Genomic DNA, 20582 nt, shown 5'->3' on the forward strand with positions numbered 1-20582 from the left:
ATCAGATCACACACACGTGAAAGAGTTCAAAAAAAATACCCAAGCTACAAGCTTGGGGATTTGTGTATAAGAGACAGAGCAATCGCTGGGCTTTTTATTGAAATCAGTTTCTATTCTTGTATCGGTTCGGCTTCTTCCGAGCTTGGCAGCGCGTTCCATACTGCTTTCACCAACGTCGCCAATGGAATAGCAAAGAATACGCCCCAGAAGCCCCACAATCCACCAAACACCAATACTGCGACAATGATAGCCACTGGGTGAAGGTTGACTGCCTCTGAAAACAATACTGGCACTAATACGTTGCCATCTAGTGCTTGAATAATACCGTAAGCAACAAGTAACCAGTAAAACTGAGGCGATAAGCCCCATTGGAACAAACCAACAATCGCCACAGGTACTGTCACCGCTGCCGCGCCGATGTAGGGGATCAGAACGGATAAGCCCACGGCAACCGCAAGCAGCGCTGAGTAACGTAAATCAAGAATCGCGAAGGTTACGTAGCTCACGCCACCAACGATAAGAATTTCAAGCACTTTACCGCGAATATAATTCGAGATCTGCTCGTTCATCTCATGCCAAACTTTGTTCGCCAACTTACGGTTTTTAGGCAGAATACCGCTTGCCATGCGTAGCATTTCTTCTTTGTCTTTCAGTAGAAAGAACACCAACAGAGGAACAAGAATCAGATAAACCGCTAACGTAGCCAAACTGACGAGTGACGCCAACGAACCTTTCACCACGCTTTCCCCTAAGCCTATTGCTTGGTTTTTCGCATTGGTTACCAAGGTTTCCACGATTTGTAAGTTCGCCAGTTCTGGATAACGCTGTGGTAAAGTAGCAATGAACTTTTGCAGACCAGCATACATGTTCGGAATGTCGTTGATTAGGTTGCCGACCTGAGTCCAGATGGTTGGCACTAAACCAAACACCGCAATCAGCATCAAGCCAATGAAAATCAAAATCACCGTAATGACAGAAAAAGTACGTGGAATCCCCAAGCGACACATTTGCGTCACTGGCCACTCGAGTAAATATGCGAGAACGATGGCAACTAACAACGGTGCAATCAAATGCCCGAAGAAATAAATGGTGATAAAGCCGAACAGCAAGATCGCTACGAGGCTCACGGCGTGTGGGTCTGAAAAGCGTCGCTTATACCAACGACTTACCATCTCAAGCATCTTATGATGATTCCTTATTGAAGACTGTCAAAATGAAGTGTTCTGACGTGGATTCGCAATCCACTGTATAGCCTTGATTTTGCAAATACTTCACAATGTCTTGTTTAGAGCTCTTGTCTACAACTTGAATAACAAGCTGTTGAAACTGCGATGTTTCTCCTTGAAACACTTCAGCTGCGTGACGCTTAGCAAGTAACAGTGCCATAGGGCAGCGTTGATCACGCAAATCAAGTAACATGGATTCCATTGTATTGCTCTGCAACTATGATAGGGTTGTATTGTAACGGCTTTTTGAGCTGGTGCTAGTGATTTAAGCGTAGACGACAAAGACTTCTAAATTAACAATTTGAAGTTATGTGTATGACAATTGACGAAACCAATTCGTTTATTTTCGGTCTTATAGCTAGCATATTCATCCGACACGGATGACCATAAAGCCTGTGCTGACGTTGAAAGGAATTCATCTCTCAAGCACAGACTCGGTATTTTGGAGAATCTTTAAACCGTATGTTAAAACGCACTCGCTCGCTAGTTTGTTTATGCCTTGCTGCTGCATTGAGTACACCAACACCTATTTACGCCAATAGCCTTGATCTCCCTGATATTGGCACCGCAGCTGGAGGCACTCTGACGATAGATCAGGAGTTGATTTACGGTGACGCCTACATGCGTATGCTCAGAGCCAGCAGCCCTATTGTTAGCGATCCCGTCATCAATGAATACATTGACACACTTGGACACCGTTTGGTCGCCAATGCGAATGACGTAAAAACTCCGTTCCACTTCTTTATGATCCGTGACCGCAACATCAACGCATTCGCCTTCTTTGGTGGTTACGTTGCCCTGCACTCGGGTCTATTTTTGCACGCTCGTACTGAAAGTGAGCTTGCCTCTGTTGTAGCGCACGAAATTGCCCACGTTACACAGCGTCACCTTGCGCGAAGCATGGAAGAACAAGCTCGTCGCTCGCCAGCTACGATGGCGGCACTAGCTGGTGCGCTGTTGCTTGCTATTGCCTCTCCAGAAGCGGGGATGGCAGCAGTGACGGCGGCAACAGCTGGTAATATGCAGAGCCAAATCAACTACACTCGCTCAAACGAGAAAGAAGCCGACCGTTTTGGTATTGCGACCTTGGCAAAAGCTGGGTTTGAAGCTCAAGCAATGCCTCGCTTTTTTGGTCGTCTTGCGGACGAATACCGTTACGCCAGTAAGCCCCCCCCAATGCTTTTGACTCACCCATTACCAGAAGACCGTATTACCGACAGCCGAGCACGTGCTAGAGCGTATCCACCATTGCGAATTCAACCATCTATCGATTACCACCTGACACGCGCTCGCATTGTAGCCCGCTATGCAGGCATTGATGGACAAGCAGCGATGGGGTGGTTTGAACGAACACAGAAAAAAGCGTCACCAGAAATTGTCCCGTCTTTTGATTACGGTCGCGCGCTGGTGCATTTAGATAATAAGCGTCTCGATAAGGCTGAACCGTTGTTGAAAAAACTGCTTCAACAAGACCCAGCGAATCCATTTTATCTTGATGCCATGACAGATCTGTACATCGAGCAGAAACAGCCGCAAAAAGCCGTAGATATGCTAAGTCGTGCCTTAAAGCGCAATCCACAAAACAAAGTGCTGACCATCAACTATGCCAACGCTTTGTTGGAAGCGAATAAGAATGAAGAAGCCGTACGTATTCTTCAACGTTACACGCACGATAACCCAGAAGACACTAATGGTTGGCACCTTCTATCAAAAGGTAACCACGCACTGGGTCGCAATGACGAAGAACTTGCCGCTCGCGCGGAAATTTTAGCGCTGCGAGCTGGATGGAATAAAGCCATTCAATATTATTCTGAAGCAAGTAAAATTGCAGATCTGGGCAGCTTGAAACAAGCACGATACGACGCTCGTATCGACCAGTTAATGATCCAAAGAGATCGATTCATGGCATTACAATAACGAAATGGAGAAAACCATGTCAGTCGTGATTTATCACAATCCTCGTTGCTCAAAGAGCCGTCAAACACTGGAACTGCTAGAGCAAAATGGTGTGACACCCGAAGTGGTTAAGTACCTAGATACACCGCTTAACGTCGCGCAACTCAAAGCACTTTACACTCAACTTGGGTTCTCTTCAGTTCGCGAAATGATGCGTACAAAAGAAGACATCTACAAAGAGCTTGCTCTAGGTGAAGCGTCAGTGACAGACGAACAACTGTTCGAAGCAATGGAAAAAAATCCAAAGCTTTTTGAGCGCCCTGTTGTTGTTGCAAACGGCAAAGCAAAAATTGGTCGCCCGCCAGAGCAAGTATTGGACATTCTATAAATGGATTGCCAGGTTCTCATTTTGTATTTCAGCCGTCATGGCTCTACAAAACAGCTGGCAAGACAGATAGCAAGGGGAGTCGAATCGACTCCTCATTGTGAAGCGATTTTGCGTACAGTTGAAGAATTGTCACCTCACTCACAGCCTCCTTCTGATCCAATTGTTACTCTAGAAGAGTTGAAAAAGTGCGACGGTCTTGCGTTTGGCAGCCCAGTTTGGTTTGGCAACATGGCCGCACCACTCAAACACTTTTGGGATCAAACCACACCTTTGTGGGTAAACGGTGACCTTATCGATAAACCTGCTTGTGTGTTTACCTCATCATCTTCTATGCATGGTGGCCAAGAAACCACGTTACAGAGCATGATGACACCACTGCTGCATCACGGCATGATGGTGTTGGGAATCCCCTATTCAGAGCCAGAACTGCATACCACCCAATCAGGTGGCACACCATATGGCGCAAGCAGTGTAGGACAAGAACCAAGTCTTACGGCAGACGAGATTCGTCTCGCACAGCAATTAGGAAAACGACTGGCAGCGACAGCACAAAAGCTGAAAGGCAGTCAGTAAGCTCAAGGATAAGTAAATCGATGACTGACTCTATCGACCAACCACCTCTCAGCAAGCAAACTCAAACCTATCGTTATATGGCGCTGTTTGGCAATTTAGCGCTACTGGCTTGGGTTGCCATTTGGCAACTGGCCTTATCGCCTCACCCACACCTGAGCAGTACCACATTAGCCATTGCTTGGTGTGTTCCGTTACTGCTCCCATTACCGGGAATTTTAGCGGGTAAGCCATACACCCACGCGTGGGCAAACTTCGTGCTGATGCTGTACTTCTTACACGGTTTGACCATTTTATACGTCGATGATGGTGAACGCTGGCTTGCCGTTGTCGAGTTACTACTCACCTCACTGGGCTTCTTGGGTAACATCTTGTTTGCACGAGCGAGAGGTAAAGAGCTAGGGTTGAAATTGAAACGCCTTTCTCAAGTTGAAAAGGAAGAGAAAGCCAAATTCAACAAGTAGTCTCGTGAAGTTTCAAAATCAAAAAAAGAGTCGCACTAGGCGACTCTTTTTATTTGTTTGAAACCCCAATCAAGACCGTCGATTAACCAACATCTTCTGGATTTTCTACCGTATCTTTTTCTAGCACAGGCGCAATTTCAGAATCCGCATCCAGCTCTGGCTCAACTTGAGCACGAACCGGAGCTTTCCACTTGTAAATAAGGTCATATTGCTCTGGAGCTGGCTGAGCAACAACAGGCTGTTTCGCTTCTACTGCGCTCTGCTCTGCCGTCAACTCTTGAACCACAGCACCACTCTCTGTAGCTTGGCCTTGCTCTGTATCAGCAGGAAGTTGCGCTGGTTGCGCAGGCGCTTCTGGAAGTTGTACCGCCGCCGGTTCTAAACCCGCCATTGGATCTTCGGTGACTTCCAATGGACGAATAGAGGAAGCTTCTTGTTCAAACGCTTGTTGAGAAGCAAGGAGGTGAATAGTCAATGTCACAGCATTGCCTTGTACACGCTTGATCTCGGTACTCGCCACAGAGTTTAGCTTAGTTAGGGAATCCTCTAGGTTGAAGAAATCCATTGCTGATTCAACATCAACCACTTTTACATCGATCTCTTCTGAAGATTTGCTCGAGACAACAACCGCGCTTTTCTTCGCATAATAATCAGCGATACCACCAATCATCGCCGGAATCGCATTCGCACCAGATGCAGAGCCACTACGTGGCGATTGCTTAGACTCAGACAATTGCGTTGGCGCTTGGTCATACAAAGTCCAACGGATCTTGTCACCTTGTACGCGTACAACCAAAACGGCATCCACAGGGTAACGTTGGCTTGCTTGGCTGATTGGGTCAACAAAGCCGCCCCACAAATCAGACACGTTCACACCGGTAACATCATCAAAGTCACCTACAGGCATCGTGATAGGTAAGCCTCGTGACTGTGCCGCATCACGCAACGCTGCAACACTTGAAGAATCAGAATGCTCCCAAGTGATAGTACGGTCGTAACCTTGTTCTTCCACTAACCAAACAAGAATGTTGGCACGACTTGCTGACCACGTTGGCAACTGTGCTTGCGTCAACAATGAACGGATTTGGCCACTATTGAACAGCATCTTCAAACTGCTTTGACCATCAAGTTGGCCGTAACCAAGTTGAGAAATATAGCGAGAACTTGAACCCACTGCTTTCTTAATTACTGGGTTGCTAAGGGAAGATTCGCTGCCTGTTGCACGCACAATCACATCTTGCATACCTTGTTGACGGGCGAGTTCTTCGCCGTCTTTTTGCTCACTGTCGATCGCCACTTCGGCACGATAGATATCCACCTGAGTTAATGCATAAACTGGCAGAGACAACCAACCTATCAATAAGAGAGCTAAATAGCGCATAGTTTTCATAATCCTCTGTACAAGAACACGCATCATAAGCAACTATCAAACGGTGAGCAAGAAGAGTACTGAGTGAATTGTCTGTATTCTGACCAAGTTAAAACCCACCATGAAAACAAACTATTCGTCTCTGTTATAAATCCATACAAAAGTTTGATCTAGGCAACATTGCAATCGATTGCCAGATGATAATATTCGCCGGATTTGTCTGCGTATCTCTGAATAGGAAATAATTATGAAAAACGCGTTACAAGGCGCTCAGATGCTCTTTGTCGCTTTTGGTGCTCTCGTGCTGGTACCACTTCTTACTGGCCTAGACCCAAACGTTGCTCTGTTTGGTGCTGGTGTCGGTACTCTTCTTTTCCAACTGATTACTAAACGATCTGTCCCTATCTTCCTTGCCTCTTCTTTTGCGTTTATTGCTCCTATTATGTTCGGTATCCAAACTTGGGGTATCGGTGCAACCATGGGTGGCTTGATGGCTGCTGGTTTAGTGTACGTTGGTCTTGGTGCGATGATCAAAGTACGCGGCGTTGGCTTCATCCATAAGATTCTGCCACCCGTTGTGGTTGGCCCAGTTATCATGGTAATTGGCCTTGGTCTGGCACCTACGGCAGTAAACATGGCAGTAGGTAAAACTGGTGACGGCGCAGTGCAACTTATCAATGGCGATGCGGCAGTTATCATCTCAGCAGTATCACTGCTAACAACGATTGCACTGAGCGTGTTTGCGAAAGGTTTCCTAAAGCTGGTTCCTATCGTTGGCGGTATCTTGGCAGGTTACTCTGTTTCTCTATTCTACGGCGTAGTGGATTTCACTCCGGTAGCGCAAGCGGCTTGGCTAGCCATGCCAAACTTCACTGCACCAGAGTTCAACATCAACGCCATCTTGTTCATGATCCCTGTAGCGATTGCCCCGGCGGTTGAACACGTGGGTGACATGCTTGCTATCTCAAACGTAACGGGCAAAAACTACCTGAAGAAACCAGGCCTGCACCGCACTATCGCCGGTGACGGGGTGGCAACAATTGCAGCTTCTATGGTTGGCGCACCACCAAATACCACGTACAGCGAAGTAACAGGAGCGGTAATGCTAACGAAAGCGTTCAACCCTGTAATCATGACATGGGCAGCGGTTACTGCCATCGTACTTGCGCTGGTAGGTAAGCTAGGTGCGATTCTACAAACCATTCCAGTCCCGGTAATGGGCGGTATCATGATTCTACTGTTTGGTTCTATCGCAACTGTCGGCCTAAACACACTGATTAAAAATAACGTTGATCTACACAAATCACGTAACCTAGTAATCGTTGCGGTAACGCTAGTGTTTGGTATCGGTGGTATGGCTTTCGGTATTGGTGAGTTCAGTCTACAAGGTGTGAGCCTGTGTGGTATCGTGGCAATCATTCTTAACCTAGTGCTACCACACGACCTTGGTGAAAACCACGTGGTAGATAATGCACAGATGGAAGAAGACAACGCGAAGTAAGTATGGTGCGGCTTGATTGATTTAAGTCGCCCTTCCTGATCTCGTAGCTCGCTTCTAAATAGCAGAGACAAAAAAGGCTTGGTTTTCACCAAGCCTTTATTTTTTTGAAATTCAGTAAAGCAATAATGCTTATTGAGTACCGAAGATCTTGTCACCTGCATCACCAAGACCAGGAACAATGTAACCTTTGTCGTTTAGCTTCTCATCGATTGCCGCTGTGTATAGCTCAACATCTGGGTGCGCTTTTTCTAGCGCTTCGATACCTTCAGGAGCCGCTACAAGAACAAGAATCTTGATTGCCTGACAACCTTTCTCTTTTAGAAGATCGATTGTTGCGATCATAGAGCCACCAGTTGCAAGCATTGGGTCAACAACTAGAGCGATACGCTCATCGATGTTTGAAGCAAGCTTGTTGAAGTATGGCACTGGCTCAAGTGTTTCTTCATCACGGTAGATACCTACAACACTGATACGTGCGCTTGGCATGTGCTCAAGAACGCCGTCCATCATACCTAGACCTGCACGCAGGATTGGCACTACTGTTACTTTCTTACCCTTGATTTGGTCAACTTCTACAGGACCATTCCAACCTTCAATGGTTACTTTCTCTGTTTCAAAGTCTGCAGTCGCTTCGTAAGTAAGTAGGCTACCGACTTCTGTCGCTAACTCACGAAAACGCTTCGTGCTGATGTCACCTTCTCGCATTAGACCGATTTTGTGTTTCACTAGAGGGTGTTTAACTTCAACAACTTTCATTTCCATCTCCGGCTTTATTGGCAATATTTAAACAAACCTTCAGATTATACATGATTTTTGCAGGGATATCAGGATAGATCACTAAAGAAAAAAACCGACGCAAACGTTTGCTATCTGTATTTAACCACTGGTAGAATAGCGCCGTTTTCATATCCAACTTAAAAACCGAGGACTTCCCTGTGAGTGGTAACAACTCTTCTCTTAGCTATAAAGACGCTGGTGTAGATATTGATGCAGGCAACGCGCTTGTAGATCGTATTAAAGGTGCGGTTAAGCGTACTCGTCGCCCTGAAGTGATGGGTGGTATCGGCGGTTTTGGCGCATTGTGTGAATTGCCGACAAAATACAAACAACCTGTACTGGTTTCTGGTACTGACGGTGTAGGTACAAAACTTCGCCTAGCGCTGGATATGAACAAGCACGACACTATTGGCGTTGACCTAGTGGCAATGTGTGTAAACGACCTAATCGTTCAAGGTGCTGAGCCCCTATTCTTCCTAGATTACTACGCAACAGGCAAGCTAGACGTAGATACCGCGGCAGACGTGGTTTCTGGTATTGCTGATGGCTGTGTTCAAGCAGGCTGTGCACTAATCGGTGGTGAAACTGCTGAGATGCCGGGCATGTACGAAGGCGAAGACTACGACGTTGCTGGATTCTGTGTTGGCGTAGTAGAAAAAGAAGACGTGATTGACGGCACGAAAGTGGCAGCAGGCGACGCACTAATCGCTGTTGGCTCAAGCGGTCCACACTCAAACGGTTACTCTCTTATCCGTAAGATCCTAGAAGTTTCTGGCGCAGATAAAAACGAAGAGCTAGCAGGTCGTACTATCGGTGAGCACCTACTAGAACCAACTAAGATTTACATCAAATCAGCACTTAAGATGATTGAGAAGCACGACATCCACGCGATTTCTCACATCACGGGTGGGGGTTTCTGGGAAAATATCCCACGCGTACTGCCTGAAGGCACAAAAGCCGTTATCGATGGTAATAGCTGGGAATGGCCAATAATATTCAAATGGTTACAAGAGAAAGGCAACGTTGAAACACACGAGATGTACCGTACGTTCAACTGTGGTGTTGGCCTAGTCGTTGCACTTCCAAAAGACCAAGCAGACGCTGCGGTAGCACTTCTTAAAGAAGAAGGTGAAAACGCATGGGTGATTGGTGAAGTCGCTCAAGCAGAAGCCAATGAAGAGCAAGTTGAAATCCAATAACTTGTGAGTTGCGCTACATAACGATATGAATGAGGACGCGATGTCCTCATTCTGCTATCTGGAACATCGAAAACCATTCTAATAGTAGGTAATTTAGCGGATACGCACTTCAAACCTACAATAGCAAGGCAGTCTCAACATCATGAAAAACATAGTGGTCCTCATTTCGGGTAACGGCAGTAACCTTCAAGCCATCTTGGAAGCTTGCGAAGACAGTATGCCAAATGCACAAGTCGCAGCGGTGTTCTCCAACAAAGCTGACGCTTATGGTTTAGAGCGCGCAAAACAGTTTGATGTGAATGGGCATTTTGTCGATCCAAAAGCATTCGAATCCCGTGAAGACTTTGATGCTGAACTGATGAAACAAATCGATGAATACCAACCGGATGTGATTGTACTTGCAGGTTACATGCGTATTCTCAGTGGCGCGTTTGTTTCCCACTACCTGGGTAAAATGATCAATATCCACCCTTCCCTTTTGCCTAAATACCCAGGTTTACATACCCACCAGCGCGCTATTGATGCAGGCGATAAAGAACACGGCACCAGCGTACACTTTGTCACAGAAGAGTTAGACGGCGGCCCTGTAGTACTACAAGCCAAAGTACCCGTATTTGAAGACGACGATACCGATGCACTCGCCGCGCGCGTACAAACGCAAGAGCACAACATCTATCCAATGGTCACTAAGTGGTTAACCGATGGGCGATTATCGATGACAGAAGGCAAAGCGTATCTCGATGGCTTCGAGCTTGGTGAACACGGCTACGCCGACGAGTAGTTCTCAGTTCCAAACACCAAACGTAAAAAGGCAGCCCTCAGGCTGCCTTTTGTTTTTTTAAATCTTATAAGCTTGGTTCAATAAAGCCGTAGTCAGACTAAAAACCAAAACCAACAACCTAAAAAATCCCTGAAACCACCTTAGCAATACAACACTCGGATAGTAGATTCTGAATCTGACTCGTTCCTCGTCGTTCAGAATGACGCAGTAGGTAAAGAAAAATAAATTTAACTTCAATTAGTTACGTCACTACAGCGAGCCTTAGCAAGACTAGGAATCTACCACCAGTTCGCTAGGAAGTAAGAATGCTCATCCGTATCCGCCCTCGGTTTAAAACGCGTAAAAATAAAGCTCGCGATTAAGCGAGCTTTATTTAGTTATTCAGTGTCCGAAACCATCACTCCAACGGTTCGGTCGGTGCTTGGTTACCCGGCTTCGGCGCTGCAAAGGGGACATCCTCCAGAGCCTTGGCATTATTCAACACCAATTCTCCGACATGGAATAAACCAAACTCACCCGGTTTCATTCGTTGCCATGCCTCATTGCCAGTTAATGGTTGAGTCGCAATCACAGAAACCACATCATTTGGCGTGGTCTCTTCTTGGAAGTTGATTTCGACATCTTCATCCAATAGGGCCGCTTTGCCAAATGGTGCGCGACGCGTAATCCAATACAGATGGTTGGTACAGTAAGTCATCACAAACTCACCGTCACTGAGCAGCATGTTAAACACGCCCTTGTCTCTCAACTTATCGCAACACTGAGCAACATAAGTAAAGACCGACTCCATATCCTGAGGTGGCTCAGGGTATTTATCTTCCATCTGTTTGAGCAGCCAACAGAAAGCCATTTCGCTGTCGGTTTCTCCCACCGGACGGTGACGACCCGTATACAAATCTTGGTAATCAGTCAGCTGACCATTGTGTGCAAAAGTCCAGTAGCGTCCCCACAGCTCACGCGTAAACGGGTGCGTGTTCTCTAAATTCACTCCGCCTCGGTTTGCTTGGCGAATGTGGCTAACCACCGCACGACTTTTTATCGGGTAGTTCTGCACCAACTCAGCGATCTGAGAATCACAACTAGGGTTTGGATCTTTGAATGTTCGGAAACCCTTTCCTTCATAGAAAGTAATTCCCCAGCCATCACGATGCGGTCCAGTGCGACCACCGCGCTGCATCAATCCAGTAAAACTGAAACAAATATCGGTTGGAACATTTGCGCTCATGCCGAGCAATTCACACATGGTTAAACGAACTCCTTACCTTAAAACACCACTAAGCCCAAACGAGGCCAAGCTGAAAAGCTTATTCCATCTCTTTTTCAATCAACTGAATGATGATGTGAATAATCTTAATGTGTACTTCCTGAATGCGGTCTGCGTAACCAAAGTGTGGTACGCGAATCTCGATATCCGCTAGGCCAGCCATTTTGCCGCCATCTTTACCGGTCAGCGCAATTGTCTTCATGCCTTTCGCTTGCGCGGCTTCAATCGCTTTTAGGATGTTGCCTGAGTTGCCTGACGTCGACAAACCAAACAGAACATCGCCTTTGCGGCCCACTGCTTCAACGTAACGAGAGAATACGAAATCGTAGCCAAAATCGTTACTAACGCAAGATAGGTGGCTTGGATCTGAAATAGCAATACCAGCGTAACCCGGACGGTTTTCACGGTAACGACCTGTTAGCTCTTCTGCAAAGTGCATAGAGTCACAGTGAGAACCACCGTTACCGCATGACAACACTTTACCATCTTGCTTGAATGAGTCCGCAATCATTTTTGCTGCCGCTTCGATTTGCGCGATGTTGTGGTCATCACTTAAAAACTTATTCAGAACTTCAGCAGCTTCGTTTAATTCACTTCTAATCAGATCTTGGTACATAAGACGTTCTCTTTATTATTTCGGCCACAGCAGTGAGGTTGAGGCTCTCGCTGGCAAATTGTTCTGATGCGAATCTCGCACCGGACATTTCATTACTCTGAGTTTACCCACAAACGAGAATTAGTGTCGATAGTGAACCAACAGATTTGGATTCATCGCGGTAATAAACTTGTTAACTTGCTTACGAAATCATCACTCAACTCCCAACTTTAGAATTTTAACTCTACATAGATCACTTTTTACCCAATCTTGGGTTTTACATTTTATTAATATTTTGATTACACTTATGAGAACTGGTTAGACCTCTTACCAAAATACAGACGTACAACATTAATAAAGTCTGAAAAGGAAAAAACATATGGACATCTTGCTCTCAATCGTAGCGATGACAGTTGTGTTAGGCATAACGCTCTACCACAGAATGTCTCTCGTGAAATCCGTCAGTCTGCTAACTGCTGCCATGCTAGCACTGACGATCGCTGGCTCAGTTGGTGTTATTGGCTGGGCACTTTACGTACTTGCCGTTGCGGTATTCGCCGTGTCGGGCATTCGCCAATCACTGATCAGCCGCAAAGCGCTCGTGATGTTTAAGAAAGTCCTACCTGCTATGTCTCAGACCGAGAAAGAAGCATTGGACGCTGGTACGGTCTGGTGGGAAGCGGAGCTATTCAAAGGCAAACCTGAATGGGAAAAGCTTCACGCAATCAAAGCGCCTAAGCTGAGCAAAGAAGAGCGTGCATTCCTAGATGGCCCAGTTAACGAAGTGTGTGCCATGGTGAACGACTATCAGGTCACTCACGAGCTTGCAGATTTGCCACCAGAAGTATGGCAATACCTGAAAGACAACAAGTTCTTCGCCATGATCATCAAGAAAAAATACGGTGGTCTGGAATTCTCTGCATACGCGCAATCTTTGGTACTGCAAAAACTGACTGGCGTTTCTGGCGTGCTGTCTTCTACCGTTGGCGTACCGAACTCATTAGGTCCTGGTGAACTCCTGCAACACTACGGTACAGAAGAGCAGAAAAATCATTACTTACCTCGCTTGGCTGAAGGTAAAGAGATCCCATGTTTTGCACTGACTAGCCCAGAAGCAGGTTCCGATGCTGGCTCTATTCCAGATTTCGGTGTGGTATGTAAAGGTGAGTGGGAAGGCGAAGAAGTCTTAGGCATGCGCCTAACTTGGAACAAACGTTACATCACACTGGCACCTGTCGCGACGGTACTTGGCCTAGCCTTTAAACTGCGTGACCCAGAAGGCCTGCTTGGTGACCAAGAGGATCTAGGTATCACTTGTGCTCTAATCCCAACAAACCTTAAAGGTGTTGAGATTGGTAATCGTCACTTCCCACTGAACGTGCCATTCCAAAATGGTCCGACTCGCGCAAAAGATGTGTTTGTACCAATGGACTTCATCATTGGCGGTGAGAAAATGGCAGGCCAAGGCTGGCGTATGCTGGTTGAATGTCTATCCGTTGGCCGTGGTATCACGCTGCCTTCTAACTCAACAGGCGGCATCAAAACAGCGGCAATGGCAACAGGCGCTTACTCGCGCATTCGTCGTCAATTCAAACAACCTATCGGTCACATGGAAGGTGTTGAAGAGCCATTAGCACGTCTCGGTGGTAACGCTTACGTAATGGATGCCGCAAGCAACCTAACCGTCGCAGGTATCGACCTTGGCGAAAAACCATCGGTTATCTCAGCGATTGTTAAATACCACTGTACGCATCGCGGTCAACAAAGCATCATCGACGCGATGGACATCGTAGGTGGTAAAGGCATCTGTATGGGGCCTTCTAACTTCCTAGCGCGTAGCTATCAAGGTGCGCCAATCGCGGTAACCGTAGAAGGTGCAAACATCCTAACTCGTTCAATGATCATCTTCGGTCAGGGCGCGATTCGTTGTCACCCTTACGTTCTTGAAGAGATGAACGCCGCATACTCGGAGGCTGGTGACGCCGTTGAGAAGTTTGACAAAGCACTAGCGGGTCACGTGAGCTTTACCATGAGTAACCTAGTTCGCAGCATCTGGTTTGGTCTAAGTGATGGTCTAGGTTCAACGTCACCAACCAAAGACGCAACCAAGCGTTACTACCAACAATTGAACCGTTACAGCGCAAACCTTGCTCTGCTATCGGATATCTCGATGGCAGTACTAGGTGGCTCGTTGAAGCGTAAAGAGCGTCTGTCTGCGCGTCTTGGTGACATTTTAAGTCAGCTATACTTGAGCTCTGCAACATTGAAACGCTTCGAGCAGGATGGCCGCCCTGTTGAAGATTTGCCATTGGTACACTGGGGCTTGCAAGACAGCTTAAAACAAAGCGAAGCTGCCATTGATGAGTTCCTAGCAAACTTCCCGAACAAAGTGATTGGTCGTGCACTGCGTGTATTGATCATGCCATTTGGCCGAGTGCGCAAAGCACCAAGTGATAAGCTAGACAGTAAAGTGGCGCGTATTCTACAAACGCCAAGTGCAACACGTTCACGTATTGGTCGTGGTCAGTACCTAGAACCAACGGAACACAACGCTGCAGGTAAGATTGAGTTGGCACTGTCTGTGATTCTTCAAGCTGAGCCTGTGTTCGACAAAATATGTAAAGCCCAAGGCAAACGCCGTCCATTCGTGCGTTTGGATGTGATTGCTCAAGAAGGTCTAGAAGAAGGCGTAATCACTCAGGAAGAAGCAGATCTGCTAAGAGAAGCGGAACAGCATCGCCTAGACACTATCAACGTAGACGATTTTGAGCCAGAGCTATTGGCCGCAAAGCCGCTTTACCCTCAGATGGAAAACGTCGCTTAAGCGAATGATGACTTAAACGATAAATAAGAAAGCAAAACGGGAGCCTCGGCTCCCGTTTTTTTGTTGAATCTCTGCTTCGCACAACACGGCAATCACAAAGAAGCGTTTATTGTTCGTTATCTTCTTCAACAATAAACGACTGTTCAATTCTGCGCAGCTCTTCCTGCTCTTTCAGCTTAAGTTCTTCTTGAAGCGTCGCTTTGCGTTCGTTCAATGCTTTCTTTTCTGACTTAGTCAGGAACTTCACCGCTTTTTTGTTTGCCAATGCGTACGCAACGACATCTTCACCTTTTTCACGACGTTCACTCACGCGTTGCGAGAAACGTTCGTTGTCACGTGCTTTACGTTCAGCTGAAGTTAATTTGCTCATTTTTATGCCTTTAATAAGAATACAGCAGCCCAATTGCTGCCCTCAGGTAAACAAATGAGAAGTCATTCATATAGCTGATGGCGTGAGTCTAGCATAGATATGCAAAGGAACAGCGAAGTGATTGTGTGTGCATACTAGAACCTACTGCCGAGTACTCTGTGGAGGGTGAAGAAACAAACGCCCCAGCGCGCTAACAATAGATTCTTAGTCTCGCTGGAGCTCGCTAGAATGACGGTTTACTTTGAGTTATCAAGTGACTACACGCACAGTGTTCCTAGATCTCCGTCACTCTGAACAGTGAGGAACGAACATGATTCAGAATCTACTCACCAAGAGAGCTTAACTAGGCAGACAAAAGATCCGGTTTAGAAAAAAATCTGCCAAATACTCTGACTCCGTAATAGATGTACGTCGCTCTAAAATTCGACATGCCATGTTTAAGGCATATTTGACGCAGAAGCCTATCCGCTTGCTCTCGACTGCTTTGCGGCAATACTTCCTCCCTCATGAGCTGATACAACGCATCATGCACCAAAGACGCCTTGAGGATGTTTTGAGTATCAATCGCAGGACCACTCGCCCCATCCCATGAGTAACCTTTCCTAATCGTCAGCCAACCTTGCTCTGATAGACTCAGAAACGCACTATCGAAAGGCTGTGCAAGGGTGATACTGGTTTCAATCTGTTCTTCGGAATGAAGGTTGTATTTGTACGTCCGACGTTTTTTGTACTTCATAAGAGACCTCCTAGTCACCTAGCTTCTCTGAGGTGCTTAACCTAAAGCTTTTCTGAGAGTTTCTTTAGGTAGTTTTGATTCGGCATTCACCTTCACTCCACCAATTTAACTCGAAACCAAAAACTCCCTTCACTACCTAAATGAATACGAAATAATCAAACATTGTATTATGAGGTCGGTTTAATATCTTTTCTGTGAAGTTTCGACACTTTTTAACTCACTAGTTCTATCTTTATCTTGCCAATAGTGGACAAGCTGAGATTAAATGCCTCCCAAAACAACACCTTACAGGTTGGCATATGGAATATACTATTTCTAATGAAGAAGAAGCATTTGAATATTTGAGGAAAGTAGTAGATAAAGAGGTAAATGTTGAAGATTGCAGCATCACATTTGATGGCTGGCCATCTTTAAATATTCACGTCGTGGGCGATAAGTTTGACTCTTCACTCACACCATCATTGATGAAAGGCTTTCTTGAATTACAAAAAGGTATAAATCGCTCGTATTGTTTAGTTAAGTACGGAACTCCCAATACCAATGTTCTAACAAATCAAGAACGTGAAGAGCTTGAGATTCAAGTCAAGGTAGGAAAAGGAAGTACAGTCACCAGTATCGACTTGCAATCTCTTTTAACCAACATCGGTTCAAAGGTCATTGATAAAATGGATCCAACAACACTTGCTATCACTCTAGTGAGTCTTGGTCTGATTTGGGCAGGTAAGACTAGTTATGCACAATATCTCGAGAATAGACGCCAAATTCGCGAGTCAGAGGTGAAGAGTGAAGAAACTCGTGAAATGCTAACGAATCAACGTTTCTTGTCAGAGCAAGAAACTGAGAGAACTCGATTACTAACGCAGACATTAGCCAATAATGTTCAAATTGCGGCACTGAACAATGTAGCCACCGATACTAAGTCAGCTCTGATCAAAGAGCTGGGGACATCCAACAAGAGCACAATCCAAGGCATTGATCTCGAGGGAGAAACAGCAGCTGAACTTAGTAAAAATGCTCGAAGAAAATCTATCGATGTCGCCTTCAATGCACTATTCCGAATTTTAGTTGTTGATTCATCTGACCCTGATTGCTTCAAAGTCCGCCTAAAAAATATTGAAACAAAGGACGAGTTTACGGCAAAGGTTCAAGACTACTCTTTAGATTCAAAATACATCAAAGCACTACAATATGGCGAATGGAGTAAAACACCAATCCAGTTGGTGGTTTCAGCTAAGTCGATGGAAAACGACATTAGAAATGCTCTTGTACTAGAAGCTAAAGTTCCTGAAGCTTAAGAACATCAAAAAAATGGAGCCAATCGGCTCCGTTTTTAATTTAAATTCTTACGCCCTACTTCTTAGGCACTTCCAATTGCATCTCTGGCATGGCTTCGCGTTTGGCCTTGAGCTTGCTCCAGATGATCCAGAATAGAATCACCAATATCAGTGCAATCACGTTGCCGATGGCGATGATGATCATGCTGCGCTTACGTTCGGCTTCACGCTCGGCAATGATACGTTTTTCCATTTCGATGCGGCGCTGCTCGGCGATCTCCGCTTCTTTCGCTAAACGTGCCGCTTCTAGATCCACTTCGTCGACCACACTGAACGTCTGCTCTTTAATTGGGAACACCAATGAGCGCTTGGTAGATAAGTCGGTAGCAAAGACTTCACCGTGCCATGAATATTTGCCAAGTTCAGGATCGTTATCCATCTTCAATGTGGTTTTAGAACCATCAGCCGACACCTGACCTTGGCTGTAACTGATAAAGCCGTCTGGTGCTTCTTGCTCAACGTTTACGGCAATGGTTCCGGGCGTGATCATGCCTTGCTCACCACTGACTACCAGCTGATGAGGTTGGTCTGCATGACGAGATTGAATGAAAGTACGTGAGATTGGAGATGGGTATACCAGTACCACTTGCTCTTGTGCTCGCAGGAACACGCCGTTGCCAGAAGTAATGCGCGCGCGGTATTTACCCGGTTCGACATCAATCGGCAGTTGAACGGTAAATACACCATCGCCTGCTTTTTCATCAAGATCTCGGCCATCATCGGCAAATTCGCCAATCACCATTGGTACAGGGCGCGCTTCTTTGATCAGTTCGTCTTCGTTCTCAACAAACTTAGTAAAAGTCACACGCAGGTTTACCCGGTCTAGGAAATCACGCAGTACAAGCGGCTTATCGTCAGAGGTCAAACGTGCGGTAAATTTTAGAGCTTCGCTATTGTAAAGGCGGTTTGGAAACACATCGGTGCTGAGCTTGAGGTGCGAAATCAGACGGATGTTATTTTTCGGGGTAACTTTGCCGACGGCCTGCCAAGGACCCGGCATGGGTTTATCTATCGAGATGATGTCGAGGGAAGATTCTTGATACCAACGAACGTTGTCGTAGGTGCCCCAAGCGTAATATTTTTTACCATCGGGGCGGACAAGGACGACGGGCTGAGAGCTCTGTTCACGATAAACCAAAAAAGTAATCTGTTCGATGGTGGGATCGACACGAAAGCGGTTATCTAACAAAGACATGGCGGACTCGCTCGCAGAAAACGTGAAACAACTCCAGAACGCTAAAATAGCGACTGACAAAGCCCTCAACATAGTCTCTCCTATTTACTGCCAAATACTGTCGTTCACCAGTTCGAGTCTTTTCTGGTGTGCTTCTACTTCATCGGCAGTTGCACGCAAAACCTTTAGCGCTTTTCTTCCTTCAACACGACGAATGCCTTCCGCTTCACCGTCTTTTTTGTTGGCGTTGAATTCTAGACTCGTTTGACCACCCGTCATTAGGAGGTAAACGTCAGCTAGAATCTCCGCATCGAGCAATGCCCCGTGGAGAGTACGGTGTGAGTTATCAATGCCGTAACGTTCACACAAGACGTCGAGGTTGTTTCGCTTGCCCGGGAAGATTTTCTTCGCCATGGCAAGGGTATCGGTCACCTTACAGTAGTCATCCGTCTTACCAATGCTTGGATTGAGCATTTCAAACTCATAATCCATGAAGCCGGTATCGAAGGGCGCGTTGTGGGCAACCAGCTCGGCACCTTTGATAAAGTCGAGAAACTCTTGGTGTACGGCTGAGTAATCTGGCTTGTCGACCAAGAAGTCATCGGTAATACCGTGGACTTCAATCGCGTCTGGTTGGATTTCACGGTCAGGCTTTAGGTAAACGTGAAAGTGACGACCAGTCAGCTTACGGTTGATGATCTCCACGGCACCAATTTCGATGATGCGGTGACCCATGTAGTGAGGACCACCTTCTAGGTTCATACCCGTGGTTTCGGTATCGAGAACGACAATACGATTATGTTCAGAATTGCTGCTGGTATTCATAAGGTTATGTGTGTCAGACTATGCTTTATTAAATGTTTCGGCTAATAGTACCAAAAATATGACCAAACACGTTGAGATTTTCACAGACGGATCTTGTTTAGGAAATCCAGGCCCTGGCGGTTACGGCATTGTCTTGCGTTATAAGCAAACAGAAAAGACCCTCGCCAAAGGTTACACGCTCACCACAAACAACCGTATGGAAATGTTGGCCGCTGTTGTGGCGTTACAAACGCTAAAAGAGCCGTGCCAAGTGACGTTGACTACCGATAGTCAGTACGTGCGCCAAGGCATTACGCAATGGATCCACAACTGGAAGAAACGCGGTTGGAAAACGTCAGATAAAAAACCTGTGAAAAATGCCGATTTATGGCAGGCATTGGATAAAGAGACTGCTCGCCACCAAGTGGATTGGCGCTGGGTTAAAGGCCACGCGGGTCATCGTGAAAACGAAATGTGTGATGAATTAGCACGCACAGCCGCAGAAAACCCAACCGAAGAGGATACCGGTTACCAAGCGTCTTAGTTTTTACTGCTTGATACCTTTTCTACCGCACTGCCCTCTCTGTTCATCACGCCCAGTGGTGTTAACTTTCTCTTCAAGCGCCAATGTGGCTTGATAGGTTTGAGAGGGTAAGTTCGCTTACGAGCGACGATGTAATACAAACTCCCCGCCGGCGATGCCCAATCCCCCAAGCTGTTTTCCAACCATGTCCACATGGTTTTGTAACGTGTCATCGGAAACAGAGCATAACGTTCGCAATGAATCACCTGATAGTTCAATACCCCTAACCAGTCTTTAATCCGGTTCGCGGTGAACATTCGTCCACTCCAAGGCAAATTATTTCTGCGCCAAGGCAACAAACTCGCAAGTCCAGTGAAACTGATGGGGTTGAATCCCGTAATAATAAGATAACCGTCGTCCATCATGACGCGATCGACTTCTCGCAGCAATCGATGGGGATCACTTGCATAGTCAAGCTGATGGGCGAGGACCGCAACATCAAAGCTTTTCTCTAAAAAGGGTAATTCGTAACCATCTGCAATGACATTATGCAACGGGTTCTGGATATCTACGTTGACTTGGTGTTGAATGTTACAACTACAGCTGGTTAGCTCACAGCTCAACCCGCCCAATTTAAGCATGTGGTAACCGAACAATTTCGGACACCACTCGTCGAGTCGGGTTTGGATTGACTCAAGTACCCACGGGCCGTTATTCATTTCTGACCAGGTCGACGGGTGCTGTAAAGTTTTGTTGCTGAGTGCTGGTTTCATTAACCACCTGACTT

21 protein-coding genes are annotated in these 20582 nt (G+C 46.3%); 10 read left to right on the forward strand and 11 right to left on the reverse strand.

The window, feature by feature from the left end; all coding sequences use genetic code 11:
• Positions 1-110 precede the first annotated feature (110 nt).
• The gene (locus OQJ86_RS18100; protein WP_038864761.1) at positions 111-1181 is read right to left on the reverse strand and encodes an AI-2E family transporter; all 1071 of its coding nucleotides are present in this window, start codon (positions 1179-1181) and stop codon (positions 111-113) included.
• Between the two features lies 1 nt (position 1182).
• A complete protein-coding gene (locus tag OQJ86_RS18105; RefSeq protein WP_038864760.1) occupies positions 1183-1419 on the reverse strand; it encodes a sulfurtransferase TusA family protein in 237 nt (78 codons plus the stop codon).
• 269 nt (positions 1420-1688) lie between these two features.
• Between OQJ86_RS18105 and OQJ86_RS18110 the strand changes: the two genes are divergently transcribed.
• The 4 genes from OQJ86_RS18110 to OQJ86_RS18125 are packed head-to-tail and all read left to right on the forward strand — an operon-like array spanning position 1689 to position 4544.
• Complete coding sequence (locus OQJ86_RS18110) at positions 1689-3143, forward strand: tetratricopeptide repeat protein (RefSeq protein ID WP_038864759.1); 1455 nt, start codon at positions 1689-1691, stop codon at positions 3141-3143.
• Between the two features lie 16 nt (positions 3144-3159).
• Positions 3160-3510 carry an arsenate reductase (glutaredoxin) gene (arsC, locus tag OQJ86_RS18115; RefSeq protein ID WP_104047362.1) on the forward strand — a complete coding sequence of 117 codons (351 nt, stop codon included), beginning with the start codon at positions 3160-3162 and terminating at the stop codon, positions 3508-3510.
• Positions 3511-4083: an NAD(P)H:quinone oxidoreductase gene (gene wrbA / locus OQJ86_RS18120; protein WP_265988915.1), complete on the forward strand. Its 573-nt coding sequence runs from the start codon at positions 3511-3513 to the stop codon at positions 4081-4083. It abuts the gene before it with no gap.
• A 20-nt stretch (positions 4084-4103) separates the two neighbouring features.
• Positions 4104-4544, forward strand: a complete 441-nt coding sequence (locus tag OQJ86_RS18125; protein ID WP_038864756.1) for a DUF2069 domain-containing protein — start codon at positions 4104-4106, stop codon at positions 4542-4544.
• A gap of 82 nt (positions 4545-4626) precedes the next feature.
• On the opposite strand, the gene OQJ86_RS18130 is transcribed toward OQJ86_RS18125, so the two are convergent.
• Positions 4627-5925 (reverse strand): DUF2066 domain-containing protein, encoded by a 1299-nt coding sequence (locus OQJ86_RS18130; protein WP_038864754.1) that lies wholly within the window; start codon positions 5923-5925, stop codon positions 4627-4629.
• 235 nt (positions 5926-6160) lie between these two features.
• Between OQJ86_RS18130 and OQJ86_RS18135 the strand changes: the two genes are divergently transcribed.
• Positions 6161-7414, forward strand: coding sequence for a uracil-xanthine permease family protein (locus OQJ86_RS18135; protein WP_265988919.1), 1254 nt, complete (start codon positions 6161-6163; stop codon positions 7412-7414).
• A 129-nt stretch (positions 7415-7543) separates the two neighbouring features.
• Here OQJ86_RS18135 and upp read toward each other — a convergent pair whose 3' ends face one another.
• The gene (gene upp / locus OQJ86_RS18140) at positions 7544-8170 is read right to left on the reverse strand and encodes a uracil phosphoribosyltransferase (protein ID WP_005533963.1); all 627 of its coding nucleotides are present in this window, start codon (positions 8168-8170) and stop codon (positions 7544-7546) included.
• Between the two features lie 179 nt (positions 8171-8349).
• Here upp and purM point away from each other — a divergent pair, with 179 nt between their 5' ends.
• Together purM and purN are read left to right on the forward strand one after the other, a co-directional pair.
• Entirely contained in the window at positions 8350-9390 is a 1041-nt protein-coding gene (gene purM, locus OQJ86_RS18145; RefSeq protein ID WP_038879184.1) for a phosphoribosylformylglycinamidine cyclo-ligase, read from the forward strand.
• 142 nt (positions 9391-9532) lie between these two features.
• On the forward strand, positions 9533-10171 hold the full coding sequence (gene purN / locus OQJ86_RS18150) for a phosphoribosylglycinamide formyltransferase (protein ID WP_265988922.1): 639 nt from the start codon (positions 9533-9535) through the stop codon (positions 10169-10171).
• Positions 10172-10568: 397 nt separating this feature from the next.
• Here purN and OQJ86_RS18155 read toward each other — a convergent pair whose 3' ends face one another.
• Positions 10569-11414 (reverse strand): class II glutamine amidotransferase, encoded by an 846-nt coding sequence (locus OQJ86_RS18155; protein WP_038864746.1) that lies wholly within the window; start codon positions 11412-11414, stop codon positions 10569-10571.
• 61 nt (positions 11415-11475) lie between these two features.
• A complete protein-coding gene (lpcA, locus tag OQJ86_RS18160; protein ID WP_005436835.1) occupies positions 11476-12051 on the reverse strand; it encodes a D-sedoheptulose 7-phosphate isomerase in 576 nt (191 codons plus the stop codon).
• A gap of 358 nt (positions 12052-12409) precedes the next feature.
• Here lpcA and fadE point away from each other — a divergent pair, with 358 nt between their 5' ends.
• Positions 12410-14854: an acyl-CoA dehydrogenase FadE gene (gene fadE, locus OQJ86_RS18165; protein ID WP_265988925.1), complete on the forward strand. Its 2445-nt coding sequence runs from the start codon at positions 12410-12412 to the stop codon at positions 14852-14854.
• Positions 14855-14960: 106 nt separating this feature from the next.
• On the opposite strand, the gene OQJ86_RS18170 is transcribed toward fadE, so the two are convergent.
• Both OQJ86_RS18170 and OQJ86_RS18175 read right to left on the reverse strand, forming a co-directional pair.
• A complete protein-coding gene (locus OQJ86_RS18170; RefSeq protein WP_005436833.1) occupies positions 14961-15224 on the reverse strand; it encodes a hypothetical protein in 264 nt (87 codons plus the stop codon).
• Positions 15225-15567: 343 nt separating this feature from the next.
• The gene (locus tag OQJ86_RS18175; RefSeq protein WP_265988928.1) at positions 15568-15960 is read right to left on the reverse strand and encodes a DUF1353 domain-containing protein; all 393 of its coding nucleotides are present in this window, start codon (positions 15958-15960) and stop codon (positions 15568-15570) included.
• A 299-nt stretch (positions 15961-16259) separates the two neighbouring features.
• Between OQJ86_RS18175 and OQJ86_RS18180 the strand changes: the two genes are divergently transcribed.
• Positions 16260-17255 carry a hypothetical protein gene (locus tag OQJ86_RS18180; protein WP_051119272.1) on the forward strand — a complete coding sequence of 332 codons (996 nt, stop codon included), beginning with the start codon at positions 16260-16262 and terminating at the stop codon, positions 17253-17255.
• Between the two features lie 55 nt (positions 17256-17310).
• On the opposite strand, the gene OQJ86_RS18185 is transcribed toward OQJ86_RS18180, so the two are convergent.
• Both OQJ86_RS18185 and dnaQ read right to left on the reverse strand, forming a co-directional pair.
• Complete coding sequence (locus OQJ86_RS18185) at positions 17311-18561, reverse strand: TIGR03503 family protein (protein WP_265988931.1); 1251 nt, start codon at positions 18559-18561, stop codon at positions 17311-17313.
• Positions 18562-18573: 12 nt separating this feature from the next.
• Positions 18574-19293, reverse strand: coding sequence for a DNA polymerase III subunit epsilon (gene dnaQ, locus OQJ86_RS18190; RefSeq protein WP_039976975.1), 720 nt, complete (start codon positions 19291-19293; stop codon positions 18574-18576).
• Positions 19294-19351: 58 nt separating this feature from the next.
• Between dnaQ and rnhA the strand changes: the two genes are divergently transcribed.
• Complete coding sequence (rnhA, locus tag OQJ86_RS18195; RefSeq protein ID WP_038864736.1) at positions 19352-19816, forward strand: ribonuclease HI; 465 nt, start codon at positions 19352-19354, stop codon at positions 19814-19816.
• Here rnhA and OQJ86_RS18200 read toward each other — a convergent pair.
• A complete protein-coding gene (locus OQJ86_RS18200; protein WP_038864734.1) occupies positions 19813-20568 on the reverse strand; it encodes a class I SAM-dependent methyltransferase in 756 nt (251 codons plus the stop codon). The two genes, rnhA and OQJ86_RS18200, sit on opposite strands and share 4 nt — an antisense overlap.
• Positions 20569-20582 lie beyond the last annotated feature (14 nt).

Source organism: Vibrio sp. Sgm 5 (assembly GCF_026241575.1).
Taxonomy (GTDB): domain Bacteria; phylum Pseudomonadota; class Gammaproteobacteria; order Enterobacterales; family Vibrionaceae; genus Vibrio; species Vibrio jasicida.